The organism is Bosea beijingensis (assembly GCF_030758975.1).
Lineage (GTDB): Bacteria > Pseudomonadota > Alphaproteobacteria > Rhizobiales > Beijerinckiaceae > Allobosea > Allobosea beijingensis.
Genome location: NZ_CP132359.1, coordinates 959,394 through 982,728, shown reverse-complemented (window position 1 = coordinate 982,728; position 23,335 = coordinate 959,394). Strand labels below are relative to the sequence as shown.

The 23,335-nt window shown below is 66.1% G+C and carries 24 protein-coding genes; 7 read left to right on the top strand and 17 right to left on the bottom strand.

The features are described 5' to 3' along the window. Positions 1-17: 17 nt before the first annotated feature. The 5 genes from Q9235_RS04835 to lepB form a co-directional block, all read right to left on the bottom strand. Positions 18-653 (bottom strand): LabA-like NYN domain-containing protein, encoded by a 636-nt coding sequence (locus tag Q9235_RS04835; RefSeq protein ID WP_306225660.1) that lies wholly within the window; start codon positions 651-653, stop codon positions 18-20. Positions 654-792: 139 nt separating this feature from the next. Further along, positions 793-1,338 carry a sugar O-acetyltransferase gene (locus Q9235_RS04830; RefSeq protein ID WP_306225659.1) on the bottom strand — a complete coding sequence of 182 codons (546 nt, stop codon included), beginning with the start codon at positions 1,336-1,338 and terminating at the stop codon, positions 793-795. A 17-nt stretch (positions 1,339-1,355) separates the two neighbouring features. Then, the gene (era, locus tag Q9235_RS04825; RefSeq protein ID WP_306225658.1) at positions 1,356-2,273 is read right to left on the bottom strand and encodes a GTPase Era; all 918 of its coding nucleotides are present in this window, start codon (positions 2,271-2,273) and stop codon (positions 1,356-1,358) included. After that, complete coding sequence (rnc, locus tag Q9235_RS04820; RefSeq protein ID WP_306225657.1) at positions 2,266-2,997, bottom strand: ribonuclease III; 732 nt, start codon at positions 2,995-2,997, stop codon at positions 2,266-2,268. The genes era and rnc overlap by 8 nt, the downstream gene beginning before the upstream one ends. After that, a complete protein-coding gene (gene lepB / locus Q9235_RS04815) occupies positions 2,994-3,761 on the bottom strand; it encodes a signal peptidase I (protein WP_306225656.1) in 768 nt (255 codons plus the stop codon). The genes rnc and lepB overlap by 4 nt, the downstream gene beginning before the upstream one ends. Positions 3,762-3,987: 226 nt before the next feature. Here lepB and aqpZ point away from each other — a divergent pair, with 226 nt between their 5' ends. Beyond that, positions 3,988-4,701, top strand: coding sequence for an aquaporin Z (gene aqpZ / locus Q9235_RS04810; RefSeq protein ID WP_306225655.1), 714 nt, complete (start codon positions 3,988-3,990; stop codon positions 4,699-4,701). Positions 4,702-4,805: 104 nt separating this feature from the next. Here aqpZ and acpS read toward each other — a convergent pair whose 3' ends face one another. Continuing rightward, the gene (gene acpS / locus Q9235_RS04805) at positions 4,806-5,207 is read right to left on the bottom strand and encodes a holo-ACP synthase (protein WP_306225653.1); all 402 of its coding nucleotides are present in this window, start codon (positions 5,205-5,207) and stop codon (positions 4,806-4,808) included. Positions 5,208-5,277: 70 nt separating this feature from the next. Continuing rightward, positions 5,278-6,030, bottom strand: a complete 753-nt coding sequence (locus Q9235_RS04800) for a pyridoxine 5'-phosphate synthase (RefSeq protein WP_306225652.1) — start codon at positions 6,028-6,030, stop codon at positions 5,278-5,280. Between the two features lie 214 nt (positions 6,031-6,244). Here Q9235_RS04800 and Q9235_RS04795 point away from each other — a divergent pair, with 214 nt between their 5' ends. The 3 genes from Q9235_RS04795 (at position 6,245) to Q9235_RS04785 (ending at position 10,916) form a co-directional block, all read left to right on the top strand. Next, positions 6,245-7,954: an ATP-binding protein gene (locus tag Q9235_RS04795; protein WP_306225651.1), complete on the top strand. Its 1,710-nt coding sequence runs from the start codon at positions 6,245-6,247 to the stop codon at positions 7,952-7,954. A gap of 103 nt (positions 7,955-8,057) precedes the next feature. Next, positions 8,058-8,447: a DNA-directed RNA polymerase subunit omega gene (gene rpoZ / locus Q9235_RS04790; RefSeq protein WP_306225650.1), complete on the top strand. Its 390-nt coding sequence runs from the start codon at positions 8,058-8,060 to the stop codon at positions 8,445-8,447. A gap of 258 nt (positions 8,448-8,705) precedes the next feature. After that, positions 8,706-10,916, top strand: coding sequence for a RelA/SpoT family protein (locus tag Q9235_RS04785; protein ID WP_306228117.1), 2,211 nt, complete (start codon positions 8,706-8,708; stop codon positions 10,914-10,916). Between the two features lie 210 nt (positions 10,917-11,126). Here the strand turns inward: Q9235_RS04785 and Q9235_RS04780 are convergent, their stop codons facing one another. Then, positions 11,127-11,966, bottom strand: coding sequence for a LysR family transcriptional regulator (locus Q9235_RS04780; protein ID WP_306225649.1), 840 nt, complete (start codon positions 11,964-11,966; stop codon positions 11,127-11,129). A 112-nt stretch (positions 11,967-12,078) separates the two neighbouring features. Here Q9235_RS04780 and Q9235_RS04775 point away from each other — a divergent pair, with 112 nt between their 5' ends. From Q9235_RS04775 to parC, 3 genes are all read left to right on the top strand, one after another. Beyond that, positions 12,079-12,462 carry a tautomerase family protein gene (locus Q9235_RS04775; protein ID WP_306225648.1) on the top strand — a complete coding sequence of 128 codons (384 nt, stop codon included), beginning with the start codon at positions 12,079-12,081 and terminating at the stop codon, positions 12,460-12,462. A 182-nt stretch (positions 12,463-12,644) separates the two neighbouring features. Next, positions 12,645-13,406 (top strand): DNA repair protein RecO, encoded by a 762-nt coding sequence (recO, locus tag Q9235_RS04770; RefSeq protein ID WP_306225646.1) that lies wholly within the window; start codon positions 12,645-12,647, stop codon positions 13,404-13,406. 122 nt (positions 13,407-13,528) lie between these two features. Continuing rightward, positions 13,529-15,775, top strand: coding sequence for a DNA topoisomerase IV subunit A (parC, locus tag Q9235_RS04765; RefSeq protein WP_306225645.1), 2,247 nt, complete (start codon positions 13,529-13,531; stop codon positions 15,773-15,775). 149 nt (positions 15,776-15,924) lie between these two features. On the opposite strand, the gene Q9235_RS04760 is transcribed toward parC, so the two are convergent. The 9 genes from Q9235_RS04760 to Q9235_RS04720 form a co-directional block, all read right to left on the bottom strand. After that, positions 15,925-16,524: an outer membrane protein gene (locus tag Q9235_RS04760; RefSeq protein ID WP_306225643.1), complete on the bottom strand. Its 600-nt coding sequence runs from the start codon at positions 16,522-16,524 to the stop codon at positions 15,925-15,927. A gap of 93 nt (positions 16,525-16,617) precedes the next feature. Then, complete coding sequence (locus Q9235_RS04755; protein ID WP_306225642.1) at positions 16,618-17,637, bottom strand: DUF2336 domain-containing protein; 1,020 nt, start codon at positions 17,635-17,637, stop codon at positions 16,618-16,620. A gap of 157 nt (positions 17,638-17,794) precedes the next feature. Further along, a complete protein-coding gene (locus Q9235_RS04750; protein WP_306225640.1) occupies positions 17,795-19,156 on the bottom strand; it encodes a PepSY-associated TM helix domain-containing protein in 1,362 nt (453 codons plus the stop codon). Between the two features lie 36 nt (positions 19,157-19,192). After that, entirely contained in the window at positions 19,193-19,582 is a 390-nt protein-coding gene (locus Q9235_RS04745; RefSeq protein ID WP_306225639.1) for a hypothetical protein, read from the bottom strand. Positions 19,583-19,642: 60 nt separating this feature from the next. Beyond that, positions 19,643-20,839: a UxaA family hydrolase gene (locus tag Q9235_RS04740; protein ID WP_306225637.1), complete on the bottom strand. Its 1,197-nt coding sequence runs from the start codon at positions 20,837-20,839 to the stop codon at positions 19,643-19,645. After that, complete coding sequence (locus Q9235_RS04735; RefSeq protein WP_306225636.1) at positions 20,836-21,150, bottom strand: UxaA family hydrolase; 315 nt, start codon at positions 21,148-21,150, stop codon at positions 20,836-20,838. Before Q9235_RS04735 ends, Q9235_RS04740 begins: the two co-directional genes overlap by 4 nt. Positions 21,151-21,180: 30 nt before the next feature. After that, complete coding sequence (locus Q9235_RS04730) at positions 21,181-21,828, bottom strand: RraA family protein (RefSeq protein WP_306225635.1); 648 nt, start codon at positions 21,826-21,828, stop codon at positions 21,181-21,183. A 113-nt stretch (positions 21,829-21,941) separates the two neighbouring features. Beyond that, entirely contained in the window at positions 21,942-22,706 is a 765-nt protein-coding gene (locus Q9235_RS04725) for an arginyltransferase (protein WP_306225634.1), read from the bottom strand. Between the two features lie 115 nt (positions 22,707-22,821). Beyond that, the gene (locus Q9235_RS04720; RefSeq protein ID WP_306225632.1) at positions 22,822-23,295 is read right to left on the bottom strand and encodes an RDD family protein; all 474 of its coding nucleotides are present in this window, start codon (positions 23,293-23,295) and stop codon (positions 22,822-22,824) included. Positions 23,296-23,335: the final 40 nt, after the last annotated feature.

The following is a 23,335-nucleotide window of genomic DNA, read 5'->3' as shown; positions in this document are numbered from 1 at the left end:
CTGGAGCGGCGTTTTGCTCACCCCTCCGCCGGCTCGTCGCCCTGGCGGATGCCGTAGCGGCGTTCCAGCGACGGATTGCCAGGAGTGACCGGCGCTCCGCCCGCCGTGCCGCTGCGGCTCGCCCGCTCGGCCGGGTCGCGGCCGATCTTCTGCATGAGCTGGGCGAGATCGACGAACTCGTCGCATTGGCGCCGCAACTCGTCGGAGACCATCGGCGGGTTGGTCGAGATCGTCGAGACCACCGAGACCTTCACGCCCTTGCGCTGCACCGCCTCGACCAGTGGCCGGAAATCGCCGTCGCCGGAGAACAGGTAGATCTGGTCGAGATGCGGGGCGAGCTCGAGCATTTCGATCGCCAGCTCGATATCCATGTTGCCCTTGATCCGGCGCCGGCCGGTGGCGTCGGTGAACTCCTTCGCCGCCTTGGTGATCACCCGGTAGCCATTGTAGTCGAGCCAGTCGACCAGCGGCCGGATCGAGGAGTACTCCTCGCTTTCCACCAATGTGGTGAAATAAAAGGCGCGGATCAGGTTGCCGCGCCCCTGAAACTCCCGCAGCAGGCGCCGATAGTCCATGTCGAAGCCGAGCTGCTTCGAAGTGGCGTAGAGATTGGCGCCATCGATGAACAGCGCGATGCGCGGTGCGGCGCTCATGGCAATCACTCCTGCTGAAATATCTTTAGGCATCAAAATGGAGGCAAAACGCGTTCTAACAATGTCGTTTCACGACTGAAATTTGACAAGTTACAAGGGCGGGCCGTGGCACACTGACGCAGCTCAAATTTCCGTTACGTCAGGGTCGCAGGCGCGCCGGATTGCCGACGGCCGTGGCGCCGGCCGGCACGTCGCGCGTAACCACGCTGCCCGCGCCGATGATGGCGTCATCCCCGATCGTGACGCCCGGCAGGATGATCGCGCCGCCGCCGATCCAGACATTGCGTCCGATCGCGACCGGGCGCCCGAACTCCAGCATCTGCCGGCGGTGTTCGGGATCGCGCGGATGATCCGCGGTCAGGATCTGCACGCCGGGGCCGATCTGCGTGCCCTCGCCGATCGTGACCGCGACGACGTCGAGGACGATGCAGTTGAAGTTGAGGAAGACGCCGTCACCCAGGCTGATGTTGTAGCCGTAATCGCAATGGAAGGGCGGGCGGATGACGACGTCGCGGCCGACATGGCCGAAGGCTTCCTGCAAAAGCGGCAGCCGCGCTTCCGGCGTGGCGCCGGTCGCGTTGAAGCGCTCCATCCAGGCGCTGATGCGGTGGTTATCGGCGATGAGCTCGGGGCTGTCGGCGCGGTAGAGCTCGCCGGCGAGCATCTTGTCCTTCTCGCTGCGCATCGCGTGGTCCGCGTCGCTCAGGCTTTGCCCTTGGGGAATTCCAGCCCCATCTCGCGATAGCGCTCCGGATCGTCGCTCCAGTTCTCGCGCACCTTCACGAACAGGAAGAGATGGACCTTGGCCTCGGCCGCTTCGGCGATCTCGACGCGCGCCTTTTGGCCGATCGCCTTGATCGTCTGGCCGCCTTCGCCGAGCACGATCTTCCGCTGGCCCTCGCGCTCGACATAGATCGTCTGCTCGATGCGGACGGAGCCGTCCGGCTTCTGCTGCCAGCTCTCGGTCTCGACCGTCGAGCGATAGGGCAACTCGTCATGCAGCCGCTCGAACATCTTCTCGCGTGTGATCTCGGCGGCGAGGAAGCGCAGCGGCGCATCCGAGATCTGGTCCTCCGGATAGAGCCAGGGGCCGAGCGGCAGGCGCTTCTCCAGCCAGGCCAGGATGTCCTTGACGCCATAGCCGGTCAGCGCCGCGACCATGAAGGTCGTCTCGAAGCTGCCGCGCTCGTTCACCTTGGCGGTGATTTCGAGCAGCTTCTCCTTCGGCACCGTGTCGATCTTGTTGAGGATCAGGAATTTCGGCTGCTTCAGCTCCGCGAGCTTCTCGAACAGCGCCGTGTTCTCCTCATGGTCGAAGCGCGCGACATCGATCAATACGCCGATCAGGTCGGCATCGGTGGCGCCGCCCCAGGCGCTCGTCACCATGGCGCGGTCGAGCCGGCGCTTGGGCGCGAAGATGCCGGGCGTGTCGACGAAGATGATCTGCGCCGTGCCAGCAAGCGCGATGCCGCGGACCTGCGTGCGCGTCGTCTGCACCTTGCGCGAGACGATCGAGATCTTGGCGCCGACGAGCTGGTTCAGCAGCGTCGACTTGCCGGCATTCGGCGCGCCGATCAGCGCGACGAAGCCGCAGCGCGTGGCTGGATCGGTTTCAGACATTCTCGTTTTCCGGGTTGTCGTTCCACAGGCCTTCGCGCCTCAGGAAGGTTTCGGCCGCGGCCTGCTCGGCCAGCCGCTTGGAGGGGCCGCGCGCCTCGGCGTCGGCGAGCCCCGTGATCTTGGCGGCGACGACGAAGACCGGCGCGTGGTCGGGGCCGGAGCGGCCGCGTTCGCTATAGGTCGGTGTCGGGTAGCCCTTGCCTTGCGCCCATTCCTGCAGCGCGGTCTTGGCGTCGCGCAGGGGTCGAACCGGCTTCAGCATGCGTTCGCCGAAGGCGCGCTCGACCAGCGCGCGCGCCGCCTCATAGCCGCCATCGATGAAGACGGCGCCGATGATCGCCTCGCAGGCATCGGCCAGGATCGCCTTGTTCTTGCGGGCGCCGCCGAGGATTTCTCCCTCACCGAGCCGCATGAACTGGCCGAGATTCCAACCCAGCGCCACCTCGGCGCAGGTCTCCTTGCGGACGAGATCGGCCAGCCGGCGCGAGAGATTGCCTTCTTCCGATTGCGGGAACTGCCGGAACAGCAATTCGGCGACCGACAGGCCGAGCACGCGGTCGCCGAGGAATTCGAGGCGCTGGTAGCTGGCGAGGCGTGAATCCTCGGCGCTCATATGGGTCAGCGCCGTGGCGAGCAGGCTCTGGTCCGCGAAGCGGTGCCCGAGCGCGGCTTCGAGCCGCGCGGTGTCCGGAGCCTTGCGCCCGCCGTCGCTCACCTTGCTCACTTGATGGTGCTGAACAGACGGTTCCAGCGAACCGTGTAGGGCCATTCCCAGATCTTCCAGGCCGAGGCGCCGTCCTCGATCGAGAAGAAGATGATCTCGGCGCGGCCGACGAAATTCTCGAACGGCACGGGGCCGACGCTGCGGTCGCGCGAGTCGAGCGAGTTGTCGCGATTGTCGCCCATCATGAAGAAATGGCCGGGCGGCACGATGAAGACCTGCGTGTTGTCGAAGGTGCCGGTGTCGCCCTCCCGCTCGATGATCTGGTGGCTGACGCCGTTGGGCAGCGTCTCGCGGTACTGGATCGTGGGGACGCTGCGGCCCCAGTTGTCGGCGGTCACGTAATCGGCGATCCGCTCGCGTTTCACCGGCTGGTTGTTGATGTGCAGGATGCCGTCGATCATCTGGATGCGGTCGCCCGGCAGGCCGATCACGCGCTTGATGTAGTCGGTCGAGTTGTCGCTCGGCAGCTTGAATACGGCGATGTCGCCGCGCTTCGGCTCGGACGCCCAGACCCGGCCGGAGAACAGCGGCGGGCTGAACGGGATCGAGTGCTTGGAATAGCCGTAGGTGTATTTCGACACGAACAGATAGTCGCCGATCAGCAGCGTCGGGATCAGCGATCCCGACGGGATGTTGAAGGGCTGGAACAGCAGGGTGCGGATGACGAGCGCGATGAGCAGCGCCTGGACGACGACCTTGATCGTCTCGAGGACACCGCCTTCATCCTTGGCCGCCTTGCTCTTGCTGTCGACGTCGTTGGCCACGCGGGCGCTCCTGAGGCTGCGATAGGCTGCGATCCTGCGCGCGGTCTAGCCGACTATCGCGCCTGCGACAACGCGCAAGAGCGGAATGGTAGGGTGTCGATAAGTGTAAAATGCGAATCCGAAGCAGGAAAACCGCGAGAACGCAGCGGCTTCCCACCCTAACGCGATTGACGGCCCCGGCTTTCGGGAACAGCATCGTTTTCGGCGACACTGGGGGGTATCGTTCATGAGCACGAAGAAGTTAGTCGCCGAAGCCATCGGCACGTTTTGGTTGACCTTTGCGGGTTGCGGCAGCGCGGTCATCGCCGCGGGATTTCCAAATGTCGGGATAGGGTTGCTCGGCGTTTCGCTGGCGTTCGGCCTGACGGTCGTGACGATGGCCTATGCCATCGGCCACATCTCGGGTTGCCATCTCAATCCCGCCGTGACGGTCGGCCTCGCGGCCGGCGGGCGCTTCCCGGCGGGGCAGGTCGTTCCCTACATCGTCGCGCAGGTTGTCGGCGCGGTCGTCGCGGCGGGCGTGCTTTATCTCATCGCCCGCGGCGCGCCGGGCTTCGATCTCGCCGGCGGCTTCGCCTCGAACGGCTATGCCGAGCATTCGCCCGGCAAGTACAATCTCGTCTCGGCTTTCCTCATGGAAGTCGTGATGACCATGATGTTCCTGTTCATCATCATGGGATCGACCCATGGCAAGGCGCCGGCCGGCTTCGCCCCGCTGGCGATCGGCCTCGGCCTTGTCCTGATCCACCTCGTCAGCATCCCGGTCACCAACACCTCGGTGAACCCGGCCCGCAGCACCGGCCCGGCGCTCTTCGTCGGCGGCTGGGCCATCCAGCAGCTCTGGCTGTTCTGGGTGGCGCCGCTGCTCGGCGGCGTGCTTGGCGGCGTGATCTATCGCTGGCTGAGCGACGAGCCGACAGGCGAGGTCACCGGCCGCTGAGCGGCCGGACAAGGACGGTAGCATCTAAAAGGCCGCCGCCATTCCGGACACATCGCCAAGCGGTGTCCCGGAAGGCGGCGGTTTCTGTTTGAGGGGGACGCTGCTTACGCGACCGGCCGGGCCTCGATCACCACGAAGGCTTGCGCCAGAGGCGGGTCGTCCGTCAGCGAGACATGGACAAAGGCCTCGTATCCCGGCGGGGTCATCGCCTTCAGCCGCTCGATTGCGCCGCCGGTCAGGCGCATCGTCGGCCGCCCGCCCGGCAGGTTGACCACCTCCATGTCGCGCCAGAACACGCCCTGGCTCATGCCGGTGCCCAAGGCCTTCGAGCAGGCCTCCTTGGCGGCAAAGCGGCGGGCATAGGAAGCGGCGCGGGTCGCGCGGCGATCCGATTTCGCCCGCTCGCCCTCGGTGAAGACGCGTTGGGTGAAACGCTCGCCGAAGCGTTCGAGGGAGCGCTCGATGCGGCGGATGTCGCAGAGGTCGGAGCCGATGCCGAGGATCATGCCCGCGATGTAGCGCGGTTTTCGCCCGACAGGAACCGCTTCCGGATGGAGGAGGGCGCGGCGCGGCCATTCAGCGTCCGCTGCGGCCCTCGTCCATGGCCTGCCGCATCCGGCGGATCGCCTCTTCGAGGCCGATGAAGATGGCTTCGCCGACCAGGAAATGGCCGATATTGAACTCGACGAATTCCGGCACGGTGGCGAGCGTGCGCGCCGTGTCGTAGTCGAGTCCGTGCCCGGCATGGACCTCGAGGCCGAGCCTGGCTCCGAGCGCCGCGCCCTTCGCCAGGCGCTGGAACTCGGCTTCCGCCTTGGCGGTTTCGCCGTCGATGACGGCATGGCACCAGCTTCCGGTATGCAGTTCGATGACCGGCGCGCCGAGCTTGGCGGACATCGCGATCGGCGCCTCGTCCGGCTCGATGAACAGCGAGACGCGGCAGCCGGCCGCTTTCAGCCGGGCGATGGCCGGGGTGAGATGAACTGCCTGCCCGACGACGTCGAGGCCGCCTTCGGTCGTGCGCTCCTCGCGCTTCTCCGGCACGAGGCAGGCCGCATGCGGCTTCAGCCGCTCCGCCAGAGCAATCATCTCTTCGGTCGCGCCCATCTCGAAATTGAGCGGCCTGGTCAGTTCGGTCGCGAGGCGCTCCATGTCGGCATCGCGGATATGGCGCCGGTCCTCGCGCAGATGGGCGGTGATGCCGTCCGCGCCAGCGGCGACGGCGAGATGCGCGGCGCGGACCGGATCGGGCAGGGCGCCGCCGCGCGCGTTTCGCACCGTGGCGACATGGTCGATATTGATGCCCAGGCGTAGCCGGTCGGCCATCATGCGCCCCCCTTGTTTCTTTGAGCCTTGCTTAGACGAAAGCGGCGCATCGGCTCAAGGCAGGGATTGTGATGCCGGGCTCACGAAATGTGATCGGTGCGAGGCGCGGGCCGAACCATTACGATTCGATGAAGCGGAATAACTGCTCCGCGTGAAGGTAATCGTAACCGAAACTCCGTAGCGTCGATGTCCGACATAGCAGAATTCACGCAGGCCGATGCAACTCCCACTGAAGAACGCGGCTTTCCACACCGATGTTCAACCGGACAGGCGCGACAGCCAGCAGCCGCCCGAGCGGGCGCTCGGCCGCGTCATTGCCTGCGACGGCTCGCGGGCGACGATTCTCAGCGCGGTCTCGACCGACGGCTGGCAGGCCGGCGATGCCTGGGCTATCGGCCAGATGATATCGATCAATCTTGGCGCGAGCCGTATCGTCGCGCTCGTCTACAAGCTGCACGCCATCGATGCCGCCTGGTACGACACCGAGGAGAACCCGATCCGGGTCGAGGTGGAGTTGCTTGGCGAGGTGCTGGAAAACACCGATGGAAAACCGCGCTTCCAGAGCGGCATCACCACCTTTCCGTCGATCGGCGCTGTCGCCCACCGTATCCGCTCCGGTGATCTTGCGCTCGTCCATAATCTCGGTGACCGGGTCGGCGTCGAGATCGGTCATGTCACGCAGGATGCGAGCATTCCTGCGACCGTCAGCGTCCAGGACATGCTCTCGCGCCATTTTGCCCTGGTCGGGACCACCGGCGTCGGCAAGTCCAGCGCCGTTTCGCTGCTGCTGCGCCGTGCCGTCTCGGTTCGGCCGCGCCTGCGCGTGCTCATCCTCGATCCGCATAACGAGTATTCCAGCGCCTTTCCGGACCTCGCCCTGACCATCGATGGCGAAAGCCTCGATCTGCCGTTCTGGATGTTCAAGCAGGACGAGCTGGCCGACGTCGTGTTCCGCGGGCGGGCCGCTCTCGACGACGAGCCGGATATTCTGCGCGAGGTCGTCTCGGCCGCGCGCGCCCGCTACCGCCAGCCCAATGGGCAGGATCTGACGCGCGACCTGGGCTCGAGCCTGTTGAAGCGTCCGCTCGATCTCGGCGTTTCCCGACAGTCGGCCGATGCCCAGCAGGCCGGGCCGGCCGATGCCGCCACACCTTACCGCATCAAGGACGTCTTCACCGTCATTGACGAGCTGATCGGCCTGCATGAGCAGCGCTGGCCCCGCGCCGCCCTGCGCTCGCTCAAGGTGCGGCTGGAATCGCTGCACGCCGACCCGCGCTATCGCTTCATGTTCGGCCGGGCCAACATGTACGAGACCGTGGCGCCGATCCTGTCCCAGGTCTTCCGCATCCCGATGCATGGCCGGCCGATCACCGCTTTCCAGCTCGGCGGCCTGCCGTCCGAGGTCGTGAACGCCGTGGCGTCCGTGCTGTCGCGCCTGGCCTTCGACCTTGCCAGCGCGAGCCAGGGCGCCTGCGAGATCCTGGTGCTCTGCGAGGAGGCGCATCGCTACGTCCCCTCCGATCCCAAGCTCGGTTTTGCGCCGACGCGGCAGGCGCTCGCCCGCATCGCCAAGGAGGGCCGCAAATACGGCGCCTATCTCGGCATCGTGACGCAGCGCCCGGGCGAACTCGACCCCACCATCCTGTCGCAATGCTCGACAATCTTCGCGATGCGGCTGGCGAACGAACGCGACCAGCAGATCATCCGCTCGGCGATCTCGGATGCCTCCGCCAGCACGATCAACTTCCTGTCCTCGATCGGCAATCGCGAGGCGATCGCCTTCGGTGAAGGCGTCGCCACGACGATGCGCATGCGCTTCGCCCAGCTCCAGCCGCACGAACTGCCCGCCATGGGCGCGCGCGGAGGTGAGGTGATGGGACGGTACGAGCCGACGCTGGATGACATGGTGCGCCGCATGGGTGCCTGAGGCGGCGCCGGTACCCCGCGAAATTCTTGCATCGCGGTGGCTTTGCCTGTAAGGCCGTGCTCAATCCATTTCCCTGCATCGCTGAGATCGGAAGAAGCCGGCCATGGCTCGCGTTACCGTTGAAGACTGCATCGACAAGGTCGAGAACCGCTTCGAGCTGGTGCTCCTCGCCAGCCACCGCGCGCGGATGATCCAGTCGGGCTCGTCGATCCTCGTCGCCCGCGACAACGACAAGAACCCTGTCGTCGCGCTCCGCGAGATCGCCGACGAGAAGCTCAAGCCCGAGGATCTCAAGGAAGACCTGATCCACTCGCTCCAGAAGCATGTCGAGGTCGACGAGCCGGAGCAGGAGACCGTTCCGCTGCTCGCCAATCCGGCGACCGCTTCGACCCCGGACAGCGAAGTCCAGTTCGACCGCATGAGCGAAGAGGATCTGCTGCGCGGCCTCGACGGCCTCGTGCCGCCGACCGAGAGCGCCGACGACGAGGATTGATCCTCAAAGCATCGGCCCGAAAAGCGGTACGCGGTTTTCGGACAAGGCCGATGCAAAACCAAAGAGCCCGAGTGTCGGGCTGAGAAATCCGCGGTGTCGATCAGATGTGAATCGATTGTTCACCGTTTCCCACTAAAGCCCGGCAGTGCCGGGCTTTTTTCATGGCCCCCTTCCGGAAAACGCCTTGCTGCCGCCGATGCCTGTGCAAATAATAATGTGTTGCAATGATCGCAGGATGAGGTTGGGGCCCGCATGGGCATGATGCGGCAATATGAGCTCGTTGACCGGGTCAGGAGCTATAATCCGAATACCGACGAGGACCTGCTCAACCGGGCCTATGTCTATGCCATGCGCGCCCATGGCACGCAGAAGCGCGCCTCCGGCGATCCCTTCTTCGCGCATCCGCTCGAAGTCGCGGCGATCCTGACCGATCTCAAGCTCGACGATGCCACCATCGTCGCCGCCGTCCTGCACGACACGGTCGAGGATACGGCCGCAACGCTGGAAGAGATCGAGACCATGTTCGGGCCGGATATCCGCCGGCTCGTCGACGGCCTGACCAAGATCAAGAAGCTCGACCTCGTCTCGAAGAAGGCGGCGCAGGGCGAGAATTTCCGCAAGCTGCTGCTCGCCATCGCCGACGATATCCGCGTCCTGCTGGTCAAGCTCGCGGACCGCTTGCACAACATGCGCACCCTGCATTTCGTCCCGCCCGAGAAGCGCCTGCGCATCGCCGAGGAGACGATCGAGATCTATGCGCCGCTCGCCGGCCGCATGGGCATGCAGGAACTGCGCGAGGAGCTGGAGGAACTCTCCTTCCGCCACATCAAGCCAGAGGCCCACGCCACCGTGACCAAGCGGCTGGAGGAGGTGACTGCGCGCGAGGGCAAGGTCATCGGCGAGATCGAGGACGACCTGAAGGGCAAGCTCGCCGCCAGCGGCATCCAGGCCGAGGTCTTCGGGCGACGCAAGCGCCCCTATTCGATCTGGAAGAAGATGGAGCGCAAATCCGTCTCCTTCGAGCAGCTCTCGGACATCTTCGGCTTCCGCGTCATCGTCGACAGGCCGGAGGATTGCTACCGGGTGCTCGGCATCGTCCACATGACCTGGCCGATGGTGCCGGGCCGCTACAAGGACTACATCTCGACGCCCAAGCAGAACGACTACCGCTCGATCCATACGACGGTGGTCGGCCCCGGCCATAGCCGTGTCGAATTGCAGATCCGCACCGACAATATGGACCGCATCGCCGAGTACGGCATCGCTGCTCATGCGCATTACAAGGATGGCCGTGCCGGCGAGCCGATCGGCCTTGCCGACGAGAGCCGCGCCTATCAGTGGCTGCGCCGCACCGTCGACCTGCTGGCCGAGGGCGACAGCCCGGAGGAGTTCCTCGAGCACACCAAGCTCGAGCTCTTCCACGACCAGGTCTTCTGCTTCACGCCGAAGGGGCGGCTCATCGCCCTGCCGCGCGGCGCGACGCCGATCGATTTCGCCTATGCCGTCCATACAGATGTCGGCAACAGCGCGGTCGGCGCCAAGATCAACGGCCGCATCGCGCCGCTCCTGACCGAATTGCAGAACGGCGACGAGGTCGAGATCACCCGAGCCGACGGGCAGGCCCCGCCTGCCGCGTGGGAATCGCTCGTCGTCACCGGCAAGGCCCGCGCCGCGATCCGCCGCGCCACCCGTGTTGCGGTGCGCCGCCAATATGCCGGCCTCGGCCGCCAGATCCTGGAGCGCGCCTTCTCGCGGGCCGAGCGCGCCTTCTCCGACGACAAGCTAAAGGCGGCGCTGAAGCGCCTCGCTCGCAGCACCGTGGACGACGTCCTCGCCGCGGTCGGGCGCGGCGAGATGTATTCCGGCGACGTGGTCAAGGCGGTCTATCCGGATCTCGAACCGGAGAAGCGCGGCTCGACCGATGGCAAGCCGAACACCGCCGCCACCGGGAAGGGCTGGTTCGAACTGCGCCAGGGCGAGAACCTCAAGTTCAAGCTGCCGGGCGAGGCGCCGGATACCGCCATCCCGATCCGCGGCCTCGGCGGCGACCTGCCGGTGCGTTTCGCGCCGCATGGCGGCGCCGTGCCGGGCGATCGCATCGTCGGCATCCTGACGCCGGGCGAGGGGGTGACGATCTACCCGATCCAGTCGCCCGCTCTCGCCGCCTTCGACAACGAGCCCGATCGCTGGCTCGATGTCCGCTGGGATCTCGACGACAAGGTGCCGCAGCGCTTCCCGGCGCGCATCGCCCTGAAATCGATCAACGAGCCCGGTTCGCTCGCCCAGATCACCACGACCATCGCGGAGCATGACGGCAACATCGATTCCGTCTCGATGAACCGGCCGAACCAGGACTTCACCGACGTCACCATCGACCTCACGGTCTGGGACCTGAAGCACCTCTCGGCGATCATCAGCGAGTTGCGCGAGAAGCGGGTGATCAGCCGGGTGGAGCGGGTGGTCGGATAAGGCGGCAGGGGCGGCCGTTTGCGGCTGGCACCATCCTTGTCATTCCGGGGCTTCGCGCAGCGAAGAGCCCGGAACCCACGACTGGGTGAGCCACTTGCAGTCCGCTATTGAATGTCTCACCCAGTCGTGGATTCCGGGTTCGCGCCTTTTGGCGCGCCCCGGAATGACAAAGGTGGCTTCCAAGCCACCATGATCATGTCAGATCAGCCATTACCCCCGGAACGCCGCCGCCAGTTCGCGCACGAAGGCGCCCGCGCGCGGCGTCGCGACATTGCTGCGGAGCACGACCTGCGATCCGCCGAGCGGTGGCAGGCCCCATGCGGACCCGATATCCACGCTGCCCGCCGGCGCGATCCGTGCGGCCAATGGCGAGACGCCGAGCCCGACCTGGACGGCCGCCGCGACCGCCGCCATGCCGCCGCCGACGAAGGCCTCGCGCCAGGCGATGCCTGCGCGATCGAGCGTGTCCATGCTGTGCCGCCGCAGCCGGCATTCGGCGACGAGGCTGACCAGCGGCACGGGCGCGTCGGCCTGCCGCACGAGATCGGGCGCCGCGAACCAGCCGACCGCATCCTCGCGCAGCACCTCGCCGGTCCGCCCCGCCGCGAGACGGCGCACGATCACGGCATCGAGCTCGCCACGCTCGAACGCTTCTTCCAGAATCCGTGATGGCTCGATCCTGAGATTGATGACGATGCCGGGGTCATGGGCGGTCAGGCGCGCCAGCACGGCCGGGACCTCGGCGCCGACCGCCTGCTCGCTGATGCCGACGGCGATATGCTCGGGTATCACGGCAAAGGCGGCCAGCGCCTTGCCATGAGCCGCCAGCAACTCGCGGGCGGCGGGCAGGAAGCGCTCGCCTTCGGCCGTCAGGCGCACGAGCCGGGGATGGCGCTGCAGCAGCACCCGGCCGAGCCCGTCTTCCAGCCGCTTCACCCGCGTGCTGACCAGCGATTGCGTCGTACCGAGCGCCTCGGCGGCGCGGGTGAAGCTTTTCAGCTCGGCCGCACGCAGGAAGGAGGCGACGGCGTCGATGTCGAGAGTGCTCATAGATCATGATACCATATCATTGATATCATCATAGATGTTATTATCAGATATAAGGAAGCCGCTTATGGTGCTCTTCGACGGGCGCGGTTGCGCCTCGATACGGAGACAGACCATGCCCCTGATCAGGATTTCCATGCGCCGCGGCCGCCCGGCTTCCGAGCCGGCCGCCATCATCGACGGCGTCTACAAGGCGCTGCGCGAGACCTTCGAAGTGCCGGAGAAGGACCTCTTCGCCGTCGTCCACCAGCATGATGCCGACGAGTTCGTCTTCGACGCCAACTATTTCGGCTTCAACCGCAGCGACAGGCTGGTGATCATCCAGCTCACCGTCGCCAATACGCGCGGCGTGACGCAGAAGAAGAAGCTTTACGCCGCGATCGTCGAGAATCTCACCAGGGAGCCCAGCCTGAACCCGGACGACATCTTCATCAACCTCGTCGAGGTCAAGCGCGAGGACTGGTCCTTCGGCGGCGGCGTAGCGCAGTACGTGGCGTGAGGCGCACCCCGTCGTCATCAACCGCACCGTCATCCCGGACAAGCGGCGAAGCCGCGCCGATCCGGGATCCATCGTAGAACACTGAGCCCTCCGATGGATCCCGGCGCTCCGCTTCGCTTCGTCCGGGATGGCGTCGCGCATGAAATTGCAGCGGCGAGCCTCACGCCCTAAATCCTGTCCTTATGGAATGGACCGACGAGGGCACGATCATCGGCCTCAAGGCTCATGGCGAAAGCGCCGTGATCCTGGAGGCGATGACGCGCGCGCACGGCCGTCACCTCGGCCTCGTCAGGGGCGGGCGGTCGGCCAAGGCGCAATCCTCGCTCCAGCCCGGCAACAGCGTCTTGCTGACCTGGCGCGCCCGGCTCGACGAGCATCTCGGCGAGTACAAGGTCGAACTGCTGACCTCCCATGCTGCCCGCCTCATCGCGGCGCCGGTTGCGCTCTACGGGCTCGGCACGATCGCCGGCCTGCTGCGCCTGCTGCCGGAGCGCGATCCGCATCCCGGCCTCCATGAAGGGCTTTCGGTCCTTGTCGCCCATCTCGACGAGGCCGAGATGGCACCGGCCCTGATCATCCGCTTCGAACTGGCGATGCTGACGGAGCTGGGATTCGGGCTCGATCTCGCGCGCTGCGCCGTCACAGGCTCGCCTGATGACCTTACCCATGTCTCGCCGAAATCCGGCAAGGCGGTCAGCCGAAAGGCTGCGCAACCCTATCTCGATCGCCTGCTGAAGCTGCCATCCTTCCTCGTCGAAGGGCAGGGCGGGCGCCGGCCGTCGCCGGCCGACATCCTCTCGGGCTTTGCCCTGACGGGCTTTTTCCTGCGCCGCCATATCCTCGATCCGCGCGGCCTGCGCGAGCCGCCGGAGCGGGCGCGACTGGTCGAAATGGCAACACGCACTGCTGCGAATGCGCCACCCGGCGAATCATCCACCGCCTAAGCGCGAAAAGGCGCTCCCTGCGTTTGCGAAGGGGGCTTCGTACCTGCATTGTTCTGGCGGGCTGATTCGCGCTGTGCCATAGAGACCACGCGAATTTTGGACAAGTCGAGGGCTGACGCAGCATGGGCAAACCGGTCGATCCGCCGCCGGAAGATGAAGCCGAGCGCATCGATCTGAAATCGGCGCTCGAAGAGCGCTATCTCGCCTATGCGCTCTCCACGATCATGCATCGCGCCCTGCCGGATGCGCGCGACGGCCTGAAGCCGGTCCACCGACGCATCCTGCATGCCATGCGGCTGCTGCGGCTCGACCCCGGCCAAGTCCACAAGAAATGCGCCCGCATCGTCGGCGACGTCATCGGCAAGTTCCACCCGCATGGCGACCAGTCGGTCTACGACGCGCTGGTGCGCCTCGCGCAGGATTTCGCCCAGCGCTATCCGCTCGTCGACGGGCAGGGCAATTTCGGCAATATCGACGGCGATAACGCCGCCGCCTATCGCTACACCGAAGCGCGCATGACCGAGGTCGCGCGCCTCCTGCTCGATGGTATCGACGAGGACGCGGTCGATTTCCGCGAGACCTATAATGGCGAGGACGAGGAGCCGGTCGTGCTGCCGGCCGCCTTCCCGAACCTGCTCGCCAACGGCTCGCAGGGCATCGCGGTCGGCATGGCGACTTCGATCCCGCCGCACAACGCGGCCGAACTCTGCGACGCCGCGCTCTATCTGATCCAGCATCCGGACACGTCTTCCGAGCAGCTCATGACCTTCGTGCCCGGCCCGGATTTCCCGACCGGCGGCATCATCGTCGAGACGCGGGCCTCGATGGCGGAGACCTACCGCACCGGGCGCGGCGCCTTCCGCACCCGCGCGCGCTGGGTGAAGGAGGATCTTGAGCGGGGGGCGTGGCAAGTCGTCGTCACCGAGATCCCCTACATGGTCTCGAAGGGCCGATTGATCGAGAAAATCGCCGAGCTGCTCAACGACAAGAAGCTGCCGCTGGTCGCCGACCTGCGCGATGAATCGGCCGAGGACATCCGCATCGTCATCGAGCCGCGCGCCCGCAATGTCGACCCCAACCTGATGATGGAATCGCTGTTCCGGCTCTCCGAGCTCGAAGCGCGCATTTCCATGAACATGAACGTGCTGACTGGCGGGCTGGTGCCGCGCGTGCTCGGCCTTGCCGAGGCGCTGCGTGCCTGGCTCGACCATCGCCGCGAGGTGCTGCAGCGGCGCTCACGCTTCCGGCTCGGCCAGATCGACAAGCGCCTCGAAATCCTGCGCGGCCTGCTGATCGTCTATCTCGATCTCGACCGGGTGATCAAAATCATCCGCGAGGAGGACGAGCCCAAGGTCGAATTGATGAAGGTCTTCGATCTCACCGAGATCCAGGCCAACGCGATCCTCGACACGCGCCTGCGGGCGCTCCGCAAGCTCGAGGAGATGCAGCTCAAGACCGAGCTCGACGAACTGACCAAGGAGAAGGAGCAGATCGAGACGCTGCTCGGCTCCGAGGCGACGCAGTGGAAGACCATCGCCTGGGATATCCGCCAGGTGAAGAAGACCTTCGGCCCGGAAACCGCGATCGGCAAGCGCCGCACCGATTTCGCCGATATGCCGGAGACCGCCGATATCGACCTGACCCAGGCCATGGTCGAGCGCGAGCCGATCACGGTCGTGATCTCCAAGAAGGGCTGGATCAGGGCGCTGAAGGGCCATGTCCAGGACAAGTCGAGCTTCTCCTTCAAAGGCGACGACGCGCTCCAGACGGCCTTCTTCACCGAGACGACGGCGAAGGTCTTGGTCCTCGCCTCGAACGGCAAAGTCTTCACGCTGGATGCGTCCAAGCTCCCCGGCGGCCGCGGCTTCGGCGATCCGATCCGCCTGATGATCGAATTGGAGGAAACGGCCGAGATCGTCTCCGCCTTCCCCTACAAGCCCGGCTCGAAGCTGTTGATGGTGACGAGCGAGGGCCGGGGCTTCGTCGCGCCGGCCGACGACGTCGTCGCCAATACGCGCAAGGGCCGTCAGGTGCTCAATGTCGACGGGGCCAACGTCGCGGTGCTGGCCGTGCCGGCCGATGGCGACCATGTCGCGATCATCGGCGAGAACCGCAAATTGCTCTGCTTCCCGATCTCGGAAGTGGCGGAGATGGGCCGCGGCAAGGGCGTGCGCCTGCAGCGCTACAAGGATGGCGGCCTCTCCGACGCGAGGACCTTCAACCTGGCCGACGGCCTGACCTGGCTCGACACCTCCGGCCGGACCTGGACGGTGACGCAGGCCGATCTGCTGGAATGGCTCGGCCATCGCGCCGAAGCCGGCCGCCTGCCGCCCAAGGGCTTCCCGAAGAGCAATACCTTTGGTGGGTGAAGGAAGACACTCGGGCTTGACCCGAGCATCTCAGGAGGAAGCGGCGCTTTTTCCGGGAGGAGTTTCTCGGGTCGAGCCCGAGAATGACGTCAGATCAAAGGCTTGCCCGCCAAACCGGAATCAGCCTCGCAGCGGCCTGAATCAAATCCTCAGCGGATTTCCCGCCCGATGATGCCGGCCTCGAGGCCGATCGTGATCTTGTCGGTAACGGCCCACTGGACGCCAGCTCGGGCTTCGGGGCGCACCGCGATGCTGCTGCGGCTGAAGGGCGAGGAGAAATCGGTCGCGCCGAAGCGCCAGGTCTCGTTGGCCGCGCTCAAGCCGACCGTCGTGTAGAGCAGCACGTCGGGCGTCACGAGAACGCCGGCCTTGACCTTGAAGGCGCCGGCGAAGTCGCGGGTATAGGCGACATTGCCGAAGCTCGGATAGCCATAGCCGCCGATGGCGGGCGTGTAGTCGAGGGCGCCGGCAATGCCGTAGACGAAATTGCCTTCCCGCAGCATCGTGCCGGCCTCCAGTCCGATCGTCGGGCCGGCGCTGGTGCGCATATGCTTCGAACTGGTGACCTGGAAACCGGAAGAGATCCGGGCATAGGACCCCTCCCATTTCGGCGAGAGGCTCGGGCGGTCCCAGGCGAAGGAGGGCAACGGCGCGAAGCCGGACAGGGGCAGGATAGACTGCGCCTGCGCCGATGCGCCCGCGCCCAGCAGGGCGGCGAGCGTCGCGGCGGAAAGAAGCGGAAATCTCACGTCGAAAGCATCCTCGCGACAGCGTGCCCCGTCGGAAGCTAGCATGGAGCGAGGCGAATGTCGCGGTTTTGTGGCGCGGGGCCTCGCCGCAGCTCAGGCCATCTTGGTCCGGAGCTTGAGGAAGCGCAGCGTCCGCTCGGCCGTCGCGAGATCGAGCTTCTCATACGCGTCGACATCGTCGTCGACGTCGCGCGAGGAGAAATAGAGTCGTCGAGCCCGCAATTGCAGGATGGCGCGGAAGGCCGTGGCGCCGATGCCGAGCGAGCGGCAGGCGACGGCGATGCCGCTGGAATCGCGCTGCATCAGCACGCGCAGCGCCTGTTCGATCGAGATGCCGGCGATCTCCGCCAGCACCTGCGAGAGATGATAGGCGCGATCCTCGTCGGACAACATGATCAGCACGTCGTCGACCTCGCGCACCTTCGCGGCGAGATCGGAGAGCAGTAGCTTGACTTCGAGACGCTGCTGGCGGGCCTGCCGGGCGAGCGAGACATTGCCTTCCGTGGCAGGGGCCGCACTGCCATCGGAGAACTGCTCGACGATCCGCAGGACACGCTGCGCCCGGTTCGGCGCGAGATCGGAGCGGCGGGCGAGCGCACCGGTAATCGTGGCATCGGCCTCGCCGCGTTCGAGCAGCCGGTCGAAGCCGCGATCCGAGAAGGCAGCGCCCTCATTGGCGCTGACGGTGTGCAGCACCTTCTGGTCGCCGCGCTCGACGAGGATATCGGTGACGCTTTCGGACAGGCGCGCGCGCTCGGCGATGGCGACGAGATGCTGCTGCGACTGGCTGACCGCGATGGCAGCGAGATCTGTATCGGTCAGGACGGGGGACAGCGAGAGCACCAGCCGCGCCACCTCGGCATTGCTGTCGCCGCCGAGCGTGACGGCGACGTTATGCGGCAAGGTCGGCATGGTGGCGACGCGATCGGCATAGCCCTTGCGGTCCTCGTCGCCGAGATGGCCGAGCGAGCCGGCGGCGATCTCGCCGTAATGCTCCTTGGCCGCCTCGTTCGGATCCTGGTCGAGCAGGAAGAGGTCCGTCACGGCATGGAGAAGCTGCCGGCGCGAATCCGACGACATTTCCGCCGGCATTCGGGTCAGGTTACGCAGCATGAGGGCCCCCGCGACAAAGCAGTGACGGCACTCTGCGCAGGTCCGGCTTGATTTACTCTTAAGGCGACAGTGATCTTTTCTAAGCAACGGGGCAATGACGCCCCGTTGCTCAGTCCGTGGGTAAGCCTGCTGCTCGGGAAGAGGCAGGCTTTCTAATTTATACACCTATAGGTTGCAGTTTTCTTACCAGGACCGCGTCGAATATCACCATGACGACAAGCGACAGTCCGACCAGCGGAAAGACGAGCCCGCCGATGGCGAGCATCGCGACCACGACCCGCAGCGTCGTCTTCTCCGCCGGCAGCGGCGGCACGCCGAGCGAGCCCTGCGGGCGCCGCTTCCACCACATCACCAGCGCGGAGACGCAGAGCAGGACGATGGCCAGGCAGGCGGCGAGCATCACGAGCTGGTTCGCCAAGCCGAACTCCTGCCCCATATGGACGTTGATGCCCCATTCCAGCGCTTTGCCGAGCGGGCCGTAATCGGCATAGCTCATGTCGATCAGGGGCTTGCCACTATACTGGTCGAGGTGGATCACGCGCTGCAGCGCCATGTCCTTCGGGTAGACCGAGCCGGTATAGACGCCGCCCGGACCGCCCGGGAGATTGACCGCATAGCCGCGGGCCAGCCCCAGCCGGTCGAAGGCTGCGACGGCAGCATCGAGACCGATCGGTTCACCGCCGGTTGCCTGTGATGCCGGTAGCTTCGCCTGTTCAAGGGACCATGTCGTCGGCGCGACATGGGCAAGATGCTCGTCCGACATCGGCACGGCGACGCGGACGCCGGCGGGATAGCCGAAATTATGGCCGTTGGCCCATTGGTTGACCTTGGTGCCCCATAGCACCGACCAGGGCATGCCGGTGATTGCGAGGAACAGGATGAAGCCGCCCGCGACGAGCCCGGTCACCGCATGGAGATCGCGCCAGAACACGCGTTGGCGCGGCTTGCCCCTGACCGTGACCACGCCGCCGCTCTGCTTGCGCGGCCACCAAAGGTAGAGCCCGGTCAGCACCAGCAGGATCGCCCAGCCGCCGGCGATCTCGATCGCGCCGTTCGCGATCGGCCCGAAATACGCGAGGCTGTGGATCTGCCGGATCACCCACATCACCGTGCCCTTGTCCGGAATCTGGCCGAGCACGCGGGCGTCGTAGGGATCGACATAAACGACCATCCGCGTCCCGGCGGGATTGCGAATCGTGACCTCGGCCGAAGCGGTCGCAGTTTCGGGCGGGATGTATTTCACGGCTTGACCGGGAAAGGCTTTCACCGCCTGAGCGACGATCTCGCCGGGCGGGCGCTCAGCCGTCGCGCGGGCCTCGACACGTTTGACGTCGCGATGGATCAGGCCGTCGATCTCGGCCCGGAAGAGGTAGAGCCCGCCTGTCACCGCCAGCAGGATGAGGAAGGGCAGGGTGATCAGTCCGGCATAGAAATGCCAGCGCCAGACGGCGCGATAGAGGGATGCGGCAGGCCCGGCCGTGCGCTCGGGCGCGGCCGCTGCCGTTGAAACGGTTGTCATCGGGAAATCCTGGTCTGATCTGAAGGGAGAAGGGCTTCAGGCCAGGACAGGGGGAGCGCGGGCGCCGAGCGGATAGCCCGGTGCGGACGGAGACGAGACCTGTTCCGCCGGCAGGTTGCGGACGAGGGAGCGGGCAGGCTCGCGTGCGACTGGCACGGTGGCCGGAGAGGGCGGCGGCAGAGCGGTCGCGCCCGAGAGGCAGAGCGTCGAGCAGCAATCGGGTAGCTTGGCGCCGCCGCTATCGGGAGTCGGGTCGACCGGAGCCGTTTGGCCGGGCGCGCAGAGCGGATGCAGGAGGCCGGACGAAGGCTGCGCCGACAGGCCGGCTGCCAGCGCGACCAGCGTCGTTTGCAGGATGAGGACATAGACGGCGACGAGCGCGATCGCGCTCCTCCGCCAGTTCATCCGTCCCGCTGCGCCCGTCATGGAACGAGGCTTAGCCAATCCGCCCGATCAGTGGAAGCGGGCGCCGTGACGCGCCTCGATCTAAGCGGGCAGGCAGGCCGGGCCGAGCGGCTCGAAGCTCTTATAGGTCAGGATGAACTCCTGATGGCCGAGCTCTTCCGATTTCGTCCGGCCACCCTGGCCGAGCGAGACGACGAGATCGCGGATTTCGCTGCCGACCTCGTCGAGTCCGGCGCGGCCTTCGAGGATGCGCCCGGCATCGACATCCATGTCCTCGGACATCCGGCGATAGGTCTCGGGGTTTGCGCAGATCTTCACCACCGGCGAGATCGCCGATCCCACGACCGAGCCGCGCCCCGTCACGAACAGCACGCAATGCGCGCCGCAGGCGATCAACTCCGCGATCTCGGCATTGTCGTTGATATTGGGGAAGCCGAAGCGGACTTCTCCATCCGGCACGACGTCGAGCAGGTAGAGCCCGCCATGCGGCGGCACGTCGCCGGGCTTGATCAGGCCGGAGATCGGCGAGGCCCCGGACTTGGCATAGGCGCCCATCGATTTCTCCTCGATGGTCGAAAGCCCGCCTTCGGCATTGCCGGCGGCGAAGGAGCCATAACCAAGCGTCGCGTAATAGCGGGCGGCCTTGGCCACGGATTTCTCCAGCTCCAGGCCTAGCTCGGGCGTGATCGCGCGCGCCGCCATGATGTGCTCGCAGCCGATCAGCTCCCCGGTTTCCTCGAAGATGCAGGCGGCGCCTTCCGCGATGAGCTGGTCGAAGGCGCGTCCCGCCGCTGGATTTCCGGTGATGCCGGAGGTGCCGTCCGAGCCGCCGCAGACCGTGCCGACCACAAGCTCGGAAACCGCCATCGGCACCGTCTCATGTGCGTCGAGCAGGGCGCGCTGTTCCTCGACCCAGGCGCGACCCTCACGGATCGAGGCGCGGGTGCCGCCGGTGCCCTGGATGATGATCGTCTTCACCGGCCGGCCGCTGGCGCGCACGGCCCGCTCCAGCGCGTATTTGTTGAAGCTCTCGCAGCCGAGCGAGACCAGCAGCACTGCGCCGACATTCGGATGGGTGCAGAGCTGCTCCATCATCCGCTCGGCGTAAGGATTGGGGTAGCAGCCCGGAAAGCCGATGGCGTGGACGCCTTCCTCGCGCCAGGGCAGGGCGATCTCGCGCGCGACATGGTGGGCGCACTCGACGAGATAGGCGACCGCGACGGTGTTGCGGATACCCTTGCGCCCGTCGGACCGGAGATAGCCGCGCATCCTGCTCATGCCGAGGCTCCCGCCTTGCGTTCGTCTTCGAGATGATAGGTCGGCGTGTAGTCGCTGCGCATGTTGTGGACATGGACATGCGTGGCCGGCGCGATCGCCTCGGTCGCGACGCCGATCGGCGCGCCGTATTTCAGGATCTTCTCGCCGGCCGCGATGGCGCGCCGCGCGACCTTGTGGGCGAGCGCGATATCGCGGTCGAGTGCGGCCTGTCCGGAGCCGGTCTCGACCGTCTCGCCAGCCTTGAGGCGAACCCGCGCGACGAGGACGTTGTCGCGCGGATCGAGCAGGATGAGGCGCGGATCGTGGGTCATGGTGAGCCGCCCTTTGAAACGGTGATCGCGTCAGAACTTGCCGTATTGCAGATAGGCCTGCTGCGGATCGGTGCCGGCAAGGATCGCGGTGCGGACCTTGTTCTCGGCCGAGATCGCGGTCTCCGACTTGTCGAGCACCTCCTCGATGATTTCGGCGGGGATGCGCACGACGCCGTCGCGGTCGGCCAGGATGTAGTCGCCCGGCCGGATCCAGACCTCGCCGATCTTGATCGGCTCGTCGACGGCCTTGGGCAGCCAGGCGCCGACGATGTCGCGCGGCGTATAGGCCTTGAAATAGGCCTGGAAGCCCATCTCGACCATGAATTCGGTGTCGCGCGAGAGCCCGTCGATGACGCAGCCGCGCACGCCCTTGTTCTTCAGCGTCTCGGCCGAGAGCTCGCCCATCAGCGCGATCTCGTTGGTGTTCGGCTGGCAGACCCAGACATGGCCGGGCTTGGCGGCGGAGAGCAGGCCGGTCCAGCCGAGCAGCGTCTCATGGGCATCGAACTCGCCGGTCTTGCCCTCGACCGTGAAGGCCGGCCCCGCCAGCTTCTGGCCGGGCAGCAGCGGGCGTAACTCCGGCGGCAGGACGAAATCCTTCAGGCCCATCGCCCGCATCGTGTCGTGGATGATGCCGGTATAGCAGCGCTCCAGCCTGTCGGTGAGTTCCTGGCTCATCATTCCTCCGGTTCGGCCCCTGTCGCGTGGCTCTGCCGCCATGGCCGTTACCGCTACAGTGTCGGGAGGAGCGATGCGCGGCAAGCGCGTTTTCCGCGCGTCGCGGATGCGTTTCAATCGGTTGAATCGTTGTGATCCACGCGCTCCCAGCCTTGCGGCATCAGGCGTTCCTGCGGCAGGAAGCGCGCCTTGTAGGCCATCTTCGGCGAGCCCTCGACCCAGTAGCCGAGATAGACGTAAGGCAGGCCGAGCCGACGCGCCCTGGCGATATGGTCGAGCACCATGAAGGTACCGAGCGAGCGCAATTCCAGCCCGGGATCGTAGACCGAATAGACCATGGAGAGCCCGTCGCCGAGCGTATCGGTCAGAGCCATTCCGAACAGATCGCCTTCGCCCCGCCCGGTGAAGCCGGAATCGGGGCCGCGGCGGCGATATTCGATCAGGCTGGTCTCGACATGGGTGTCCTCGACCATCATCGCGAAATCGAGCGCCGACATCGTCGCCATGCCGCCATCGGGATGGCGCTCGTCGAGATAGGAACGGAACAGGGAATAGTGCTCGGAGCGTGGCCGCGGCGGCAGGGCCTCGCCGATCAGGTCGCTGTTGCGCGTAAGCACGCGCCGGAAACCGCGCGACATCCGGAAATCATCGACGCGGACCCTGACAGATACGCAGGAGCGGCAGGTCTCGCAGGCAGGACGATAGGCGATGCTCTGCGAGCGCCGGAAGCCGCCTTGCGAGAGCACGTCGTTCAATTCACGCGCCCGCGAGCCGACGAGATGCGTGAACACCTTCCGCTCCTCGCGCCCGGGCAGATAGGGGCACGTGGTCGGTGAGGTCAGATAGAATTGCGGGGCATCCCGCAATGGGCGCGTCACGTCGGCTGGCTCCCCGGAAGCTTCCGACTCTGAATGTAACATCGGCCGCTCCGGCAACAAGCACCGGGCGGCCGATGAGGGGTGGATTCGCGGTCTTTTGACCTGGCTCGACCGGTCAGGCGCGAACGATGACGAGCCCTGTCAGCAGGTCATGGCCCATGCGCCGGTCCTCGCGGGCAAAGCCGCAGGCCACATCGACGAGCCAGAGCAGGAATGTGCCGGCCGCCACATAGAACAGCAGCGCATGCACGGCGGCGGCAAGGCCGTCGGGGCGTCCGCCGCTGGCTGTCTCGACCCTCAGGCCGGCGACACGCATGCCCCAGGTCGACTGCTTGCGCCCGCCGATCGTCAGCGCGGCATAGCCGAGCGCAGTCGCGACCGTCGCGATTGGGATCAGCAGCCAGGTCGCGCCGAAGGTGACGATGCCGAGCACGCCCAGCAGGAACACGACCAGCCAGCCCAGGAAGAACAGCACGACGATGTCGATGAACCAGGCGAACAGTCGCGAGCCGAGAACGCCGCTGACGTTCTGGTAGGAACGCGGCTCCAGCGCCGTGATCGGCGGCTGGCCATAACGGGTGTCGCTCATCGGGACTTCGATCCTCCATCGGCGCGCGGAATGCGTGCCC